Below are 16,865 nucleotides of genomic sequence, written 5' to 3' on the forward strand. Positions count from 1 at the left end.
TTTTTTCTACCAGCAGGGATTAAAACGGGTAGTCGTGATATCCCATCTGTTCAGAAATTTTCCGTGCCGCAGTGTGCAGAATAGCCACATACTCATGCAGACGCTCTTCGGAGAAGCGTAAGGTTGGGAAGGAGATACTCAAGCCCGCGATCACCACGCCAAAGCGGTCAAATACCGGAACGCCGATGCAGCGTAGCCCCTCTTCCTGCTCTTCGTTATCTTCGCCATATCCCTGCTCGCGCACGCGGTCAAGCACCGTCAGCAGCGCATCCGTGCTGGTAATGGTTCGTGAGGTACTTTGCTTGTATTCCACGCCTTCAAGGATCTGCTTCACTTCCTCGCGATCGCGCCACGCCAGCAGAACTTTACCAATGGCGGTACTGTAGAGCGGGTTGCGTCGACCAATGCGCGAATACATGCGCAGATTGTACATAGAGTCGATTTTATGGATGTAAACGATGCTGTCTTCATCCAGCGCACCGAGATGAATGGTCTCTTTGGTCAGGCGAGAGATTTCACGCATCTGAATGTCAGCGCTGCGGATCAGGTCAACATTTTGTAGCGCACGCGCACCCAATTCAAACAGCTTAAGCGTCAGAGAATACTTTTCAGATTCGCCTTCCTGCGCAACGTATCCCAGGGACTTCATGGTTTGCAAAAAGCGATAAACGGTGCTTTTTGACATCATCACGCGCTGCGACAGCTCTGTAATACCTATTTCACGCTCTTCTCCAAGCGCCTGTAAGATGCCAAACACCTTCAGCACGGAAGAAACAGAATCTGGCTGTTTATCCAAATCCGCAATAGCCATTTACCACCTCATAGCGAGTGTTTTATAAAAATCAGAACCGGTTTTTATTATAAGTTCCCGTCATGTCACCTGCAATCAATCCGCGTTTACTTCGTTACAAATCTGCGACATATCGCGGCTGTAACAATGCTAAAATAGTTACCCTGAGAATAATTTCACGCTGAGCTTTTTACTCCTGATGGAAAAAAATCTTTCTGATGGCCTGCCATTACCCCAACGGTATGGCGCAATAGCGACCATCATTATCGGTATCTCAATGGCCGTCCTTGACGGCGCGATTGCAAACGTTGCCCTGCCAACCATCGCCAGCGACCTGCATGCCTCACCCGCCAGTTCGATTTGGATTGTTAACGCCTACCAGATTGCGATTGTGGTGTCACTGCTCTCGTTCTCTTTCCTCGGCGATATGTTCGGCTACCGCCGGGTATATCAGTGCGGCCTGGTAGTTTTCACTTTTACCTCCCTGCTCTGTGCCCTTTCAGATTCACTGCATACCCTGACGCTTGCGCGTATTGCGCAGGGTTTTGGCGGCGCGGCGCTCATGAGCGTAAACACGGCGCTGATCCGCTTGATTTATCCGCAGCGTCATCTGGGGCGCGGAATGGGGATAAACTCGTTTATTGTCGCAGTCTCTTCTGCCGCCGGGCCAACGATTGCGGCGGCGATCCTCTCCGTTGCGTCATGGCAATGGCTGTTCGCCATTAACGTGCCGCTGGGTATCGTCGCCATCTTTTTTGCCCTGCGCTTTCTTCCCGCTAACGGTCCCAAAAGCAGCATGCCACGCTTCGACGTGGCAAGTGCGGTGATGAATGCCCTGACTTTCGGCCTGTTGATTACGGCGCTGAGCGGCTTTGCGCAGGGACAATCTCTGATGATTACCGCCGCGGAGCTCATCGCCCTGCTGGCGATCGGCTTCTTCTTTGTACGCCGCCAGCTCACCCTGCCAGTTCCTTTGCTGCCCGTTGACCTGCTGCGTATTCCCCTCTTTTCGCTCTCAATCTGCACGTCTGTCTGCTCGTTCTGCGCCCAGATGCTGGCTCTGGTCTCCCTGCCCTTCTTTCTGCAGAGCGTAGTTGGCCGCTCAGAAGTGGAAACCGGGCTGCTGCTCACCCCCTGGCCGCTGGCGACGATGGTGATGGCACCGCTGGCAGGTTATTTAATTGAACGTGTTCATGCCGGTTTATTGGGCGCTTTGGGGCTGGCGGTGATGGCGACAGGCCTTTTCGCGTTAGCATTGTTGCCCTCGTCGCCTTCGGATCTGGACATCATCTGGCGCATGATCCTCTGCGGCGCAGGGTTTGGCCTGTTCCAGTCCCCCAACAATCACACCATTATCACCTCAGCACCACGGCATCGCAGCGGTGGGGCAAGCGGTATGCTGGGAACCGCGCGTCTGCTGGGCCAAAGCAGCGGTGCGGCACTGGTCGCCCTGATGTTTAACCTTGCCGGACAAAACGGTAACCACCTTGCGCTCCTCACAGCAGGCGCCCTTGCCACCCTCGCGGCGGTCGTCAGTGGCCTGCGGGTGACCCAGCCCAGGGTTCAGGCATAAAAAAAGCCGGGCGGAGTGTTCTCCCGCCCGGCTTTTTATGTTTTGTTGCGTTACTTCAGGTATTCCCCACTGCGCAGCGCTTCAATACGTTTATCCAGCGGTGGGTGAGACATAAACAGCTCGCTCAGCGATTTGGATTTACCGTTAATGCAGAAGGCCATCATGCTGTTCGCTTCCTGCGGCTCGTAGGAGGTTTTCAGACGCTGCAGCGCGGCAATCATCTTCTCACGACCAACCAGCTTCGCAGAGCCGGCATCCGCGTGGAATTCACGGTGACGAGAGAACCACATGGTGATGATGCTCGCCAGAATACCGAATACCAGTTCCAGAACCATCGACACGGCAAAATAGATCAGCGGGTTGCCGTTGCTCTCTTCACCTTCGTCGCGGTTGCCGCCCATGAAGCCCGCGGCAATCTGCGCCAGAATACGGGAGATAAAGATCACGAAGGTGTTTACCACGCCCTGAATCAGGGTCATGGTCACCATGTCACCGTTGGCGATATGGCTGATTTCGTGGGCGATAACCGCTTCGGCTTCGTCACGGCTCATGTTCTGCAGCAGTCCGGTGCTGACAGCAACCAGTGACGCATCGCGACGGGCACCCGTGGCGAACGCGTTGATATCCGGAGCATGGTAAATGGCCACCTGCGGCATGGCGATCCCGGCCTGACGGGACTGCTGAGCCACCGTATTCATCAGCCACTGTTCCATATCGTTACGGGGTTGCTCAATGACCTCACCCCCTACCGATTTCAGTGCCATCCACTTCGACATCAGCAGGGAGATGAACGAGCCACCAAAACCAAACAGCAGCGCCATAATCAACAGACCCTGAACGCTGCTCGACTGAATTCCTGTCAGGCTTAGCACGAGCCCGAAAACCACCATCACCGCCAGGTTGGTGAGCAGGAAGAGCGCGATTCGCATCATAATTTTCTTTTTACCTCAGTTTAACAAAACGCACTATGCGATTACCCACATCGTATGGGTATTGCGGCTATTTTCAAGCATCCTGAGGGCGTAAGTCACCAGAAAGACACAACTTTACACAATTGAAAATCTGACTGACGGAAGGATAAAGTACAAAAAGAAACAGGCACAATGTTTGTGCCTGTTGGGAGGTTATTTTGCCGGAGCGGGCTGTACGGCAGGTTTCTCTTTTTCCTGATTCGCCAGGTCGAGAGCGATATGTACCGTCTCGTCGAGATACGGATCCGGCTCCTGGTAATCTTTTGGCAGATCGTCCAGTTTCTTGAGCAGAGGCTTGCCTTCACGCTTGAAGCGATCGTTGATACGCGCCAGGCGGGTTGCATCGTCTTCGTTGTTCTCTTTTTCACGCTGAGCGTAGTTCAGAGAAACAATATTCCGCTTATCCTTCAGAGCATTGAATCGCGCAATGTCCTTCATGATGTACTGGAACTCCGGATCTTTCGCGATGCGGTCGTTATGCGCCTTCAGCAACTCAGGGCCAAACTGCGTCATATCACCCGCTTTCACGTAGGTCGCGGCATTGATGCTGTCCCACGGCAACGCGTTATCTTCAAACTTCTCGCCGGTTTCCGTCTCCTGGGTGCCAGTCGGCATGATGATGTCCGGCGTGACGCCCTTACGCTGCGTACTGCCGCCATTTACGCGGTAGAATTTCTGAATGGTGTACTGAACCGAGCCCAGCGCAGGCCATTCCGGACGCAGCATCTGATCGTAAATACGATTCAGAGAACGGTACTGCTGAACAGTGCCTTTCCCGAAGGTTGGCTCACCGACGATCAGCGCGCGGCCGTAGTCCTGCATGGCTGCGGCAAAGATCTCAGACGCGGAAGCGCTGAAGCGGTCAACGAGCACAACCAGCGGACCTTTGTAGTAGACCACACCGTCATTGTCCGCATCTTCGCGCACTTTACCGTTGTTATCGCGCACCTGAACCACCGGGCCAGATGGGATGAACAGGCCAGAGAGAGAAACCGCTTCCGTCAGCGCCCCGCCGCCGTTACTGCGCAGGTCGATGATGATGCTGCTGACGTTCTGCTTTTCAAGCTTCTGCAGCTGAACTTTCACATCGTCAGTCAGGCCGACGTAGAAGCCAGGAATATCCAGGACGCCCACCTTCTCTTTACCCACGGTTTTCACCGACATTTTCACCGCGCGGTCTTCCAGACGGATACGCTCACGGGTCAGGGTAACGATACGGGTTTTGGTGCCTTTTCCGGCTGGCAGAATTTCCAGACGAACCTTGCTGCCTTTCGGACCTTTGATCAGCGCAACCACGTCATCAAGACGCCAGCCGATCACGTCGACCATGTTCTGGCCGGTTTGTCCCACACCCACAATACGATCGCCAACGCTAATCGCTTTGCTTTTAGATGCCGGGCCACCCGCGACCATCGAATTGATCACCGTGTAATCATCGTCCATCTGCAGCACCGCGCCGATACCTTCCAGAGACAGGCTCATTTCGGTATTGAACTGTTCGGTGTTGCGTGGTGAGAGGTAGTTGGTGTGCGGATCGATTTCGTGCGCAAAGGCCGTCATGGCCAGCGAGAAGACATCCTCACTGTTGGTCTGAGCCAGGCGACGAATGGCAAATTTGTAACGACGCGTCAGCGTGTCACGGATCTCTTTTTCGTCTTTGCCGGTGAGCTTAAGGCTCAGTTCGTCGTATTTAACTTTGCCGTCCCACAGCGCATTCAGCTCAGCTTCATCTTTTGGCCAGGGCGCTTTGCTGCGGTCCAGATTGAAGGTGTCGTTGCCGGTGAAGTCCATTGGACGTTCCAGCACTTTCAGCGCGTACTGATAGCGTTCGAAGCGGCGCTTTTGCGACAGGTTGTAGAGATCGTAGAACAGATCCAGCTTGCCTGAACGCAACTCGTCACCCACCTCGGATTTTCGCTTAGCGAACTGCTCGACATCGCTGGCGAGCAAAACGTTATGGCTGTAATCCAGCAAGTTCAGATAGCGGTCAAAGATTTTGGCCGAAAAGGCCTGATCGAGATCGAACTGACGATAGTGCGAACGGGTGAAACGTGAGGTCACGCGCTCGCTCACCGTCGCGTGCTGCGTCTCTTCCTTGAGTACCGGAATTTGATCAACACGCGTGATATCGTCCACTGCAAAAGCGTGACCTGTTATAGCAAACAGACCCGCCAGCGCGGTGAGCTTAAAAAAAGTGTTCATGCCAGGCTTGGCCTCCGTTTCAGAACAACAAGTGTTCTGCGCGTACAATCATTGACATACCAGAAGTCAGCTGTACACGAACGCCATCTTTGGTGATTTCCAGTACGGTGGCGTCCATAGCATTGTTGCCCGCTTTTACCTTCAGTGCCTGACCGACGCTCAGGGCGTTAATGTCAGAAACCGGAGTATGGCGCGGCTCTTCACGAGGCGCACGTGGGGCTTTTGCTGCTGGTTTGTCTGCACGCGGTTTGCGATCGTTATTATCGTGACGACGCGGCGCAGGGCGTGGTTTACGCTCACGACGAGGCGCTTCTTCCTGGCCGTTTGCCGCGGCGGCTTCGCGTTTTTTCGCTTGCTGTTCCGCACGTTGTGCCTGAACGCGTGCTTTGGCTTCTTCCAGCTGCTTGCGCGCATGCTCAACGTGCTGCTCGTCCAGCTCACCGCAAGGGTTGCCGTCGAGATCCACGCGAGTCGCGCCAGGTTTGATACCGTACAGGTAACGCCAGCTCGAAGTATAAAGACGTAAGGCGGAACGCAGCTGAGTTTTGCTGAGGTTCATTTCCCCTTCAACACGTGCCACCAGATCCTGAAAAATACCGACTTTCAGGGGACGAGCTTCGCCTTCCGCGCTGAAGCACTGCGGGAAACGCTCGGCCAGAAATGCGATAACTTCTTTACTGCTATTCAACTTAGGTTGATTTTCCATGAAATTTCCTGATTACAACGGACGTTGCCAACAAGCGCAGGCATGAACAGGCGTCATTATAATGACGCTATCAGTAAATGCTACGTTATCCGTTGATTATCCTGCGACGCTCGCAAAGAATTTTTGATAATCGGTTGCTGCGAGTACGTTTTCCAGATTCGCCACCAGCTCGCGCAGCCCCTGTTCGTCCTCGGTTGTAAAGCGACTGAAGACCGTACTGTCGATGTCCAGAACGCCAATAATCTGATTTTTGACCACCAGCGGCAGAACGATTTCAGAATTACTGGCAGCATCACAGGCAATGTGTCCGTCAAACGCATGAACGTCTTCCACACGCTGGACCTGATTCTCGGCCACCGCCGTGCCGCATACGCCACGCCCAACCGGGATACGCACGCACGCCAGCTTGCCCTGGAACGGACCAAGCACCAGCGTTTCACCTTCCAGAAGGTAAAAGCCCGCCCAGTTTACGTCAGAGAGACGTTCAAACAGCAATGCGCTAGTATTTGCCAGAGTGGCTAAGAAGCTGGTCTCACCCGCCATCAATGCCTTAAAATCGCGGTTCAGATCCGCGTAGAATTCTGTTTTGTTCATTATTCAATCACTTAGTTGTCTTACAAAATTACCGCATAGCCTATTAAAATAAGCATTAAATGCGCTCATGCTCAAGATGAATCCGTTCATGAGTTATTATAACTTTCAACAATACTTATTTGTGCGCAGCTGATGGCCTTAAAAACAACCAAAATTACGCCGACGAGAAAGATAACTGTCCATACGGTAAGCGAAGCTTTGCCTCGTGCACATTATCAGCGTTGCCCCCAGTGCGATACGCTTTTTATGTTGCCGAAGATGAAATCGCACCAAAGTGCCTTCTGTCCCCGCTGCGACGCTAAAATTCGCGATGGCCGCGACTGGTCGTTGACCCGCCTCGCCGCCATGGCCGTCACCATGCTGCTGCTGATGCCCTTCGCCTGGAGCGAACCGCTGCTGAAGCTCTACCTGCTTGGCGTGCGCATTGATGCCAACGTGCTGCAGGGTATCTGGCAGATGACCCGTCAGGGCGATCCAATTACCGCCGCCATGGTGCTGTTCTGCACCGTTGGCGCACCGCTGGTGCTGGTTGCCGCCATTGCCTATCTCTGGTTTGGCAATATTCTTGGCATGAACCTTCGCCCGGTGCTGCTGATGCTGGATAAGCTCAAAGAGTGGGTCATGCTGGATATTTATCTGGTCGGCGTGGGCGTTGCGTCCATAAAAGTCCAGGACTACGCCTTTTTGCAGCCCGGCATTGGACTCTTCGCTTTCATCTGTCTGGTGTTGCTGAGCATCCTGACGCTGATCCACCTGAACGTTGAGCAGCTCTGGGAGCGTTTTTACCCTCAGCGCCCCGCCACGCGCCCCGATGAAAATCTGCGCGTCTGTCTGGGATGCCACTATACCGGGTTGCCCGACCCGCGCGGACGCTGCCCGCGGTGCCACATTCCATTACGGCTGCGGCGCAACAACAGCCTGCAAAAATGCTGGGCCGCGCTGATCGCCTCCCTGGTGTTCCTGATCCCCGCCAATATGCTGCCGATTTCCATCATTTACGTGAATGGCGGACGTCAGGAGGATACTATCCTCTCCGGGATTATCTCCCTTGCGCACAGCAATGTCGGGGTGGCGGCGATCGTCTTTATTGCCAGTATCCTGGTTCCCTTTACCAAAGTGGTAGTGATGATTACCCTGCTCATCAGCATTCACTTAAAGTGTGAACAAGGTTTACGGACACGCATTCTGCTTCTGCGATTCGTCACCTGGATTGGCCGCTGGTCAATGTTAGATTTGTTCGTGATTTCGCTGATGATGTCGCTCATCAATCGCGATCAGTTACTTGCTTTTACAATGGGACCCGCGGCTTTTTATTTCGGCTCTGCGGTGATATTGACTATTCTTGCTGTGGAATGGCTGGATAGCCGCTTACTTTGGGATGCACATGAGTCAGGAAACCCCCGCTTCGCCGACTGAAGCGAGAATTAAAACAAAACGCCGCATTTCGCCATTCTGGTTGCTGCCCGTCATCGCCCTGATGATTGCAGGCTGGCTTATCTGGACAAGCTATGAAGATCGCGGGAGTACGGTCACCATTGATTTCCAGACCGCCGACGGCATCGTCGCCGGACGAACGCCCGTTCGCTTCCAGGGGGTTGAGGTCGGTACGGTTCAGGATATCTCCCTTGGAAAAGGGCTGAACAAGATTCAGGTGCGGGTCAGTATCAAATCTGACATGCAGGATGCCCTGCGCAGCGAAACGCAGTTCTGGCTGGTGACGCCCAAAGCCTCTCTGGCCGGTGTCTCCGGACTGGATGCGCTCGTGGGCGGTAACTATATCGGCATGATGCCGGGTAAAGGCGAGCCGCAGGATCACTTTGTTGCGCTGGATACGCAGCCCAAATATCGCCTCAATAACGGCGATTTGATGATTCATCTCCAGGCGCCGGACCTCGGTTCCCTGAACAGTGGCTCCCTGGTCTATTTCCGTAAGATCCCGGTGGGCCGGGTGTACGATTACTCGATTAACCCGAACAAACAGGGCGTCACTATTGATGTGCTGATCGAGCGTCGCTTCACCAATCTGGTGAAAAAGGGCAGCCGCTTCTGGAACGTCTCCGGCGTGGATGCCGACCTCAGCCTGAGCGGTGCGAAAGTGAAGCTGGAAAGTCTGGCCGCCCTGGTGAACGGCGCCATTGCCTTTGACTCCCCGGAAAACTCGAGCCCTGCCACCGCTGATGACACGTTCGGATTGTACGCCGACCTGGCGCACAGCCAGCGCGGCGTGATCGTCAAGCTTGCCCTGCCCGATGCTAAGGGGCTAAAAGCGGGTTCAACGCCGCTGATGTATCAGGGTCTGCAGGTCGGCCAGCTCACCAAAATGACGCTCAACCCGGGCGGGTCGGTCACCGGGGAAATGACGGTCGATCCGAGCGTGGTCGATCTCCTGCGCGAGAAGACGCGCATCGAAATGCGCAGTCCAAAGATCTCCCTGAACGATACCAGCCTCAGCACGCTGTTGACCGGCAATACCTTTGAGCTGATCCCGGGTGAAGGTCAGCCCAGCAACAGCTTCGTGATTGCCCCGGCGGATAAAGCTCTGTTGCAAAAACCGGGTGTGGTGACGATTACCCTGAATGCGCCTGAAAGCTACGGGATTGAAGCCGGTCAGCCGTTGATTTTACACGGCGTGCAGGTGGGACAGGTGCTGGAGCGCAAGCTCTCCGCAGAGGGGGTGCAATTCTCCGTCGCCATCGACCCGCAATACAGAGACCTGGTGCACGGTGACAGTAAATTCGTGGTGAACAGTCGCGTCGACGTGAAAGTGGGTCTGGACGGCGTGGAGTTTCTCGGTGCCAGCGCCAGCGAATGGGTCAACGGCGGTATCCGCATTTTACCTGGGGATAAAGGCCCCGTGCGCGACAGCTACCCGCTGTATGCTAACCTGGAGAAAGCGATTGAAAACAGCCTGAGCGATCTTCCTACCACCACGCTGACGTTAAGCGCCGAGACCCTGCCGGACGTTCAGGCGGGCTCCGTGGTGCTGTATCGCAAGTTTGAAGTCGGGGAAGTGATTACCGTACGCCCGCGTGCCGACGCCTTTGATATCGAACTGCACATCAAGCCGGAGTACCGCAAGCTGCTGACGCCAAACAGCGTCTTCTGGGCCGAAGGCGGCGCGAAAGTTCAGCTTAACGGTAACGGACTGACCGTGCAGGCCTCTCCGCTGTCACGCGCGCTGCGGGGGGCGATTAGCTTCGATAACCTCAGCGGTGCGGGCGCGAATCTGCGCAAGGGCGATAAACGTATTCTCTTCCCGTCCGAGACCGCCGCCCGCGCCGTGGGGGGGCAGATTACCCTCCACGCGTTTGACGCCGGTAAGCTGGCGGAAGGCATGCCCATCCGCTATCTGGGTATTGATATCGGGCAGATCCAGAAGCTGACGCTGATCACCTCGCGTAACGAGGTACAGGCCACCGCCGTACTTTACCCGGAATATGTGCAGACCTTTGCCCGTACGGGTACGCGCTTCTCGGTGGTCACGCCGCAGATCTCGGCCGCAGGCGTTGAGCATCTCGACACCATTTTGCAGCCGTACATCAACGTGGAGCCAGGCCAGGGCAATGCCCGTCGTGATTTCGAGCTGCAGGAAGCCACGATCACCGACTCGCGCTACCTTGGCGGCCTGAGCATCGTGGTGGAAGTGCCGGAAGCGGGCTCGCTGAGCATCGGCACCCCGGTACTGTTCCGCGGTATTGAAGTAGGTACGGTCACGGGCCTGACGCTCGGTACGCTCTCCGACCGCGTAATGGTGGCGTTGCGCATCAGCGAACGCTACCAGCACCTGGTGCGTAATAACTCGGTGTTCTGGCTGGCATCCGGCTACTCGCTGGACTTCGGCCTGACGGGAGGCGTGGTGAAAACCGGCACCTTCAACCAGTTCATTCGCGGTGGCATTGCCTTTGCCACGCCACCGGGAACGCCGCTGGCACCGAAAGCGCAGCCGGGTAAACACTTCCTGCTGCTCGAAAGCGAACCGAAAGAGTGGCGCGAATGGGGAACCGCCCTGCCGCGTTAAACTGCAAGGCTCCGGTGTCAACGCACCGGAGCCTTTATGCTACACTGCGCACCTGAACTTTTCCCTGTGGTGTGCCCGTGGCTCAAAACTCCGTATTTCTTCCTGAACAATTCCTGGCGCAGATGCGCGAGGCGCTTCCTTCTCACCTGTCGTTAGACGATTTTATCGCTGCCTGCCAGCGTCCGTTACGCCGCAGTATTCGCGTCAATACGCTGAAAATCAGCGTCGAAGATTTTCTGGCACTGGTCTCGCCGTACCGCTGGCAGCTTACGCCGGTACCGTGGTGCGCAGAGGGGTTCTGGATCGAGCGCGATGACGAAGACGCCGTGCCGCTGGGAAGCACCGCGGAACATCTGAGCGGTCTGTTCTATATCCAGGAAGCCAGCTCAATGCTGCCGGTGGCTGCCCTGTTCGCAGAGGGCAACTCGCCCGATCGAGTGATGGATGTGGCCGCGGCGCCTGGCTCAAAAACCACGCAAATTGCAGCCCGTATGGGTAATCGGGGCGCGATCCTCGCCAACGAGTTTTCCGCCAGCCGCGTGAAGGTATTGCATGCCAACATCAGCCGCTGCGGTATTCATAATGTTGCCCTGACGCACTTCGACGGGCGCGTGTTTGGCGCCGCCTTGCCGGAAGCCTTCGACGCCATCCTGCTGGACGCCCCCTGCTCCGGCGAAGGGGTGGTGCGTAAAGATCCCGATGCGTTAAAGAACTGGTCCGTGGAAAGCAACCTTGAGATCGCCGCCACGCAGCGGGAGCTGATCGAGAGCGCATTCCATGCCCTGCGCCCTGGCGGCACGCTGGTCTATTCAACGTGCACCTTAAACCGCGATGAAAACGAAGACGTCTGCTTGTGGCTGAAAGCGCAATACCCGGATGCGGTCGAGTTCCTGCCGCTCGACGATCTGTTTGCCTCAGCACAGGAGGCGGCCACCCCTGAGGGTTTCCTTCATGTGTTCCCACAGATTTACGACTGCGAAGGCTTCTTTGTGGCGCGTCTGCGTAAAACACAGGCGGTTGCTCCCCTGCCCGCACCTAAATTCAAGGTCGGCAACTTCCCGTTTGCCCCCCTCAAAGGGCGCGATGCAGCACAGCTTATCGCCGCCGCCGAAAAAGTTGGCCTGGCCTGGGATGAGAGCCTGCACCTCTGGATGCGTGATAAAGAGGTATGGCTGTTCCCGGCTGAGATCGAGCCGCTCATCGGAAAGGTCCGTTTTTCCCGAATCGGAGTCCGCCTGGCGGAAGTGCATAATAAAGGCTATCGCTGGCAGCATGAGGCCGTCATCGCCCTTGCCGGACGCGAGAATACCTTTGCCCTGACGCATCAGGAAGCCGAAGAGTGGTACCGTGGTCGCGATGTCTATCCTGACAGCACGCCATCAGGCGATGAAGTGATCGTGACGTATCAGGGATACCCGCTCGGGCTGGCAAAAAAAGTCGGTTCACGACTGAAAAACAGCTATCCGCGCGAGCTGGTTCGCGATGGACGGCTGTTTACCGGTAACGATCGCACGGCCTGAAAAAAAGCGCATTTTTTTACTGGCGATTTTGCTCTCCTTGTCTACGATCAAAAATGGGTGGCCGCACTGGTCATACCAGATTTTGACAACCGACCCGGAGAGCACTATGACGAAAACCAGCGTGCGTATTGGCGCTTTTGAAATCGACGACGCAGAGCTGCGCGGCGAAGCACAAGGCGATCGAACGTTAAGTATTCCCTGCAAATCCGACCCGGATTTGTGCATGCAGCTCGATGCATGGGATGCAGACACCAGCGTCCCTGCAATACTTGATGGCGAACACTCAGTCCTTTACCGTGAGCATTACGATAGTAAAACCGATGCCTGGGTCATGCGTCTTGCCTGACCTAAAGAGAACCCGCCCGAAGGCGGGTTATTTATTACTGCAGCTGCGCCAGCGTAAAGTAACCGTCAAATACGGCGCCCGTATCAATGTAGTGAAGATTGTCAAAATCATACCTTCTGTCGACGGGCGTATGTCCGAACCAGAAATGATCCGCACCGCTGATGCCCTGCCCTTTGCCCACCATAAACCCCATCAACCGATCGCGGTCCCATAAAACGCGATGGGCACTGACCGGTTTTTGCCAGCGGTATTCCGCTGCCGGATAATCCGCATGGGCAATCACGTTCAGACCGTTCGCACAGGTTATCTCAATGATATGCGGTAAATCGCGACAGGCCTCGAGCAACGACAGCGCAAGCTGTTGCTGGTCGCGTTCAAGCTGCGCAAACCACATTCCGCCATTCATCATCCAGAGAGAAAAATCGTTATTATCCAGACCGTCGAGCGCCATTTGCTCATGGTTGCCCCGGACGGCACGAAACCATTTTTCATGAATTAACTGCAGGCATTTCACGCTATCAGGCCCACGATCGATCATATCCCCAACGGAAATAAGCAAATCCTCATACGGGTTAAAATGACGGCGTTTAAGCTCCTCCATAAGCCACTGATAACAGCCATGTATATCGCTGACAACCCAGACGTGACGCCACATCCCACCTTCAATTCGCTGATACATAGCTCCTCCTGTTAACAGTATAGCCGCCGCAGAAAATGCAACAGGCGGGCGTGGTCCTCACGAAGTGAAACAAACGGTAAACCAAACAGAAATAAAGATCCTCGCGCTATTAATCCCTTTTTCCTGGCTCTTTAGAATAAAGGGAGAAAAAAAGAGGGGTCTTCACGTGTCTAATACGCACCTGCATAACGATGTTTTCTATCCGCATCGCACAAATATTATTTCCGAGCTGGTGAACGGCAAACGCGTCCCGGGACCGATCTGGCGCAAACGCGAATATCGCCTGAAGTTCCTGTTACGTTCGCTGGTGTTCTGGTCTTCTACCCATAGAATGCTGGAGGCGCTTTCTGGTCGCGACGATTTCGACAAACTGCTGGCCTCTCAAATTACATTGCCAAGCAAAACCCACCGGCAGTACCTGATGCGCGGTTTGACGGCTAACGATCGCGCCGACGCGATCGTTAGCCATTATTACTGGATTGATAGCCTGAAAGAGAGCTGCCTCGCCCAGGCCCTGACCAGCCCGCAGGAGCAACCCGTTGCGCAGTTCCATGCAAAAGACGGTGTTATCTATACGGTCAATGCGTCCTCTGCGGGGAAAGCCGAGCGTGAAGGTGAAAGCACGCTGTGGCTTCGCGACAACGAGGATACGCTGCTGGCCAGCCTGACCTTTAGCGTCGCGCGCAGCAATGGTCAGCAAGTCATGGTCATTGGCGGACTTCAGGGTCCCCGCCGCAGCGTAACGCGTGACGTGATTAAACAGGCCACCCGCGCCTGCCACGGCTTGTTCCCAAAGCGCGTGTTGATGGAAGTGCTTTTCCAGCTGGCTGCACAGTCCTCTGTCCGGGCGATTTTTGCCGTCAGCGATGAGGGCCACGTGTTCCGCGCGTTGCGCTATCGCCTCAGCAAAGGCCGCCATTTCCACGCCAGCTATGATGAATTCTGGGCATCTCTGGACGGTAAAAAACTCTCCGCTTTCTGCTGGCAGCTGCCGCTGCAGATGGCACGCAAATCCCTTGAAGAGATCGCCAGTAAAAAACGCGCAGAATACCGCCGTCGCTTTGAGCTGCTTGATGAAATTAAGGCGTCGGTTCGGTCTCACTTCTAAGTCATAAATAACGACTGACAACGTAACTGCCCTGAAAGGGCTGTTACGTTCTTCAAATCTGAACACGTTATTATCGTCAGGTTCGTTCTGGCAATAAAAAGGCACATTGTTCGATTTCCGTATCGAATATTAATGTCACAAGTTCGCGCCATGTCGAACCGGGTTCTTTTACCCTCTTCTCAACGACTGGCTTTTTCATCTGAAAATCGAGCGTTGACCTGCGGTTGAAAATGGCCTCTTTCGGGGCATGAATAATATGTCCGCGACTGGTGTTGGTCAGCGGATATTTTGATACCGCACCGCTGTGAGCATTAAACCCCGGAAGACTCATCAAAACGTCCACAGGAACCGTTTCATTTGTTTGTGAATCGCCACGGCGGTAAAGCCGCCGCCACATTTACAGGCAAACTCTTTAAGGTTGAAATGCGGGGATACATGACCCATTTTTACTTATCTCCTGCAGGCCTAACCCTGCCTTGCGTTTAACGAAAAATTTAATGATTCCATTGACCATATGCGTACCCAGTAACGAAATGGCGATTGCAATCGTGCCACGCGGCACCTGCATACTAAAGATTGTCTGCATGACCGGAATGAACGGCTTGATACAGTAGAACATCAGCACTTCAGACAAAGTGTGTTTGTAGGGCATGGGATTTCGCCCATAAAAAAAATCCCACTTAGCGGCGGGCATCAGGTTGGTTTATTATTTAATTTATTCCCATAAATCATACCGATAGTGGTTAATCGCAAGTCACCATTCCTTACATAAATGCCTAACTTATTGGCGTAATGTTTTTTCCAGTTACTCATTCAATTGACAAGGAAAACATTATGTGGAATGCAAATAGCGCCGTTTCGTATGCTCGCCAGCATGCCGGCGCTCATAGTCAAAAAAGATGTGCCGAATTTGTCTCGAAGGCCATTCGCGCAGGTGGTGCGAATATTCACAACACGCATTACGCTAAGGATATGAAAAGCAATTTGATTGCTGCCGGTTTCCATCTCGTTTACGGGACACCCATTAAAGGTGACGTGGCAGTTATTCAGCCTATCCCCGGACACCCCTGGGGCCATGCGTGCATCTATAGCGGAAGCGGTGTCTGGTATTCTGATTTTGTTCAGTCTTCGATGTACCCAGGAAAGGGGTACAGAGACATACAACCCGCATACGAAATTTACAGGCATAACTAATATGAGAAAAATTATCCTGACAGCCTTGTTACTTCCCTTGATAGCGTCAGCTGTGGGGAAGTTACCACCAGAAGTGGATGCAGCGTTGCAGTTTAATAAATGGTACATCTCGCAGATTATGAGCGACAAGCAGCCAGAGGCCGATTATGCCGCACTGGGTAAGTACGTAACCCGCGACACCATCCACAAACTCGAAGCCATGGATAAGCTTGATCCCAATGAATACGACGTTCCCGATGTTGATATGTTCATTAAGTCTCAGGATTATTACGATGACTGGGGTGTTGTCAGCGCCGTGGGACTCGATTTCGATGCAGCATGCATGCAGGTTTATATTTCTTTCGGCAAAAAGAAAGATCACACCGTGATTGATTGCATGGTGAAAGAGGATGGAACCTGGAAAATACAGTCCGTTGCAGGCGCGGACGTACCAGACAATTTAAGCACTAAATGATAACGACCCTATGACAGGGGTACTAATGCAATGCATTTTCGCAAATTCCCCTGCCGTATCGCCGGAAAGCAGCACCGGGCCTGCGGCTATCTACAATGAGCGATTGCTGCCGCCTGGTTAGCCGGTGCGATTTTTTGATAAGCCCAGGGATCCGAAAAAACAGCCAGGACGGCAGTATAAATCTGGATAGTCTTACGAAAGGGTTTGTAAAGGCGAGGAATTATTCAGGGCTTGAGTTTATGGACAGGCCACCGTCATTTCATGAGATCCGAAGCCTGTCCGGGAGGATGTAAGAGATGGAGTTTGTTCAGCGGCTGTTCGATCACAAGTCAGAAAAAATGACCACAAAGTACCTGGACAGCAGGAAAAAAGAATTCATGATGATTTGATAAATTTGCGTGTAAATGAATTGTGAATGTTAAAAACGGTATGGTATAACGAGAAATGCCGGATATTGAAGTTCGGACAATTTTAGGACATTTTCGGACGGAGCGCCGTAAGTGACTGAAATAAAACGCAGATAAAAAGAGACCGAATACGATTCCTGTATTCGGTCCAGGGAAATGGCTCTTGGGAGAGAGCCGTGCGCTAAAAGTTGGCATTAATGCAGGCTAAGTCGCCTTGCCTTTTAAGAATAGATGACGACGCCAGGTTTTCCAGTCCACAGTTAAAGCGGTCGGAAAAAAAGCGCCAGAGCATCATAAAATGTG

15 protein-coding genes are annotated in these 16,865 nt (G+C 53.9%); 8 read left to right on the forward strand and 7 right to left on the reverse strand.

Annotated features, from left to right (window positions below):
• Positions 1 to 19 precede the first annotated feature (19 nt).
• Positions 20 to 811: a DNA-binding transcriptional regulator KdgR gene (gene kdgR, locus ACMWJS_RS06940; RefSeq protein WP_023312208.1), complete on the reverse strand. Its 792-nt coding sequence runs from the start codon at positions 809 to 811 to the stop codon at positions 20 to 22.
• Between the two features lie 178 nt (positions 812 to 989).
• Here kdgR and ACMWJS_RS06945 point away from each other — a divergent pair, with 178 nt between their 5' ends.
• A complete protein-coding gene (locus ACMWJS_RS06945) occupies positions 990 to 2,363 on the forward strand; it encodes an MFS transporter (RefSeq protein ID WP_045908229.1) in 1,374 nt (457 codons plus the stop codon).
• A gap of 50 nt (positions 2,364 to 2,413) precedes the next feature.
• On the opposite strand, the gene htpX is transcribed toward ACMWJS_RS06945, so the two are convergent.
• From htpX to ACMWJS_RS06965, 4 genes are all read right to left on the reverse strand, one after another.
• Complete coding sequence (gene htpX / locus ACMWJS_RS06950) at positions 2,414 to 3,295, reverse strand: protease HtpX (RefSeq protein ID WP_014884290.1); 882 nt, start codon at positions 3,293 to 3,295, stop codon at positions 2,414 to 2,416.
• 192 nt (positions 3,296 to 3,487) lie between these two features.
• Positions 3,488 to 5,536, reverse strand: coding sequence for a carboxy terminal-processing peptidase (gene prc / locus ACMWJS_RS06955; RefSeq protein ID WP_025910096.1), 2,049 nt, complete (start codon positions 5,534 to 5,536; stop codon positions 3,488 to 3,490).
• Between the two features lie 19 nt (positions 5,537 to 5,555).
• On the reverse strand, positions 5,556 to 6,242 hold the full coding sequence (proQ, locus tag ACMWJS_RS06960; RefSeq protein ID WP_014884292.1) for an RNA chaperone ProQ: 687 nt from the start codon (positions 6,240 to 6,242) through the stop codon (positions 5,556 to 5,558).
• Between the two features lie 96 nt (positions 6,243 to 6,338).
• Complete coding sequence (locus ACMWJS_RS06965; RefSeq protein WP_008500476.1) at positions 6,339 to 6,836, reverse strand: GAF domain-containing protein; 498 nt, start codon at positions 6,834 to 6,836, stop codon at positions 6,339 to 6,341.
• Positions 6,837 to 6,968: 132 nt separating this feature from the next.
• Here ACMWJS_RS06965 and yebS point away from each other — a divergent pair, with 132 nt between their 5' ends.
• From yebS to ACMWJS_RS06985, 4 genes are all read left to right on the forward strand, one after another.
• Complete coding sequence (gene yebS, locus ACMWJS_RS06970) at positions 6,969 to 8,252, forward strand: membrane integrity lipid transport subunit YebS (protein ID WP_045908227.1); 1,284 nt, start codon at positions 6,969 to 6,971, stop codon at positions 8,250 to 8,252.
• On the forward strand, positions 8,221 to 10,854 hold the full coding sequence (locus ACMWJS_RS06975; protein ID WP_414746842.1) for an MlaD family protein: 2,634 nt from the start codon (positions 8,221 to 8,223) through the stop codon (positions 10,852 to 10,854). The genes yebS and ACMWJS_RS06975 overlap by 32 nt, the downstream gene beginning before the upstream one ends.
• A gap of 77 nt (positions 10,855 to 10,931) precedes the next feature.
• Positions 10,932 to 12,374 (forward strand): 16S rRNA (cytosine(1407)-C(5))-methyltransferase RsmF, encoded by a 1,443-nt coding sequence (gene rsmF, locus ACMWJS_RS06980; protein ID WP_414746843.1) that lies wholly within the window; start codon positions 10,932 to 10,934, stop codon positions 12,372 to 12,374.
• 106 nt (positions 12,375 to 12,480) lie between these two features.
• A complete protein-coding gene (locus ACMWJS_RS06985) occupies positions 12,481 to 12,720 on the forward strand; it encodes a YebV family protein (RefSeq protein WP_008500472.1) in 240 nt (79 codons plus the stop codon).
• A 34-nt stretch (positions 12,721 to 12,754) separates the two neighbouring features.
• Here ACMWJS_RS06985 and pphA read toward each other — a convergent pair whose 3' ends face one another.
• Positions 12,755 to 13,399: a protein-serine/threonine phosphatase gene (gene pphA, locus ACMWJS_RS06990; protein ID WP_126533680.1), complete on the reverse strand. Its 645-nt coding sequence runs from the start codon at positions 13,397 to 13,399 to the stop codon at positions 12,755 to 12,757.
• Between the two features lie 166 nt (positions 13,400 to 13,565).
• Here pphA and ACMWJS_RS06995 point away from each other — a divergent pair, with 166 nt between their 5' ends.
• Positions 13,566 to 14,507 (forward strand): VirK/YbjX family protein, encoded by a 942-nt coding sequence (locus ACMWJS_RS06995; protein ID WP_414746844.1) that lies wholly within the window; start codon positions 13,566 to 13,568, stop codon positions 14,505 to 14,507.
• A 76-nt stretch (positions 14,508 to 14,583) separates the two neighbouring features.
• Here ACMWJS_RS06995 and ACMWJS_RS07000 read toward each other — a convergent pair whose 3' ends face one another.
• On the reverse strand, positions 14,584 to 14,838 hold the full coding sequence (locus tag ACMWJS_RS07000) for a hypothetical protein (protein ID WP_146751426.1): 255 nt from the start codon (positions 14,836 to 14,838) through the stop codon (positions 14,584 to 14,586).
• A gap of 503 nt (positions 14,839 to 15,341) precedes the next feature.
• Between ACMWJS_RS07000 and ACMWJS_RS07005 the strand changes: the two genes are divergently transcribed.
• The gene (locus ACMWJS_RS07005; RefSeq protein WP_045908221.1) at positions 15,342 to 15,701 is read left to right on the forward strand and encodes a hypothetical protein; all 360 of its coding nucleotides are present in this window, start codon (positions 15,342 to 15,344) and stop codon (positions 15,699 to 15,701) included.
• A gap of 1 nt (position 15,702) precedes the next feature.
• The gene (locus ACMWJS_RS07010; RefSeq protein WP_414746845.1) at positions 15,703 to 16,155 is read left to right on the forward strand and encodes a DUF3828 domain-containing protein; all 453 of its coding nucleotides are present in this window, start codon (positions 15,703 to 15,705) and stop codon (positions 16,153 to 16,155) included.
• Positions 16,156 to 16,865: the final 710 nt, after the last annotated feature.

The sequence above is a fragment of the Enterobacter sp. HK-058-C-ECC genome (assembly GCF_047531125.1).
GTDB lineage: Bacteria > Pseudomonadota > Gammaproteobacteria > Enterobacterales > Enterobacteriaceae > Enterobacter > Enterobacter quasiroggenkampii.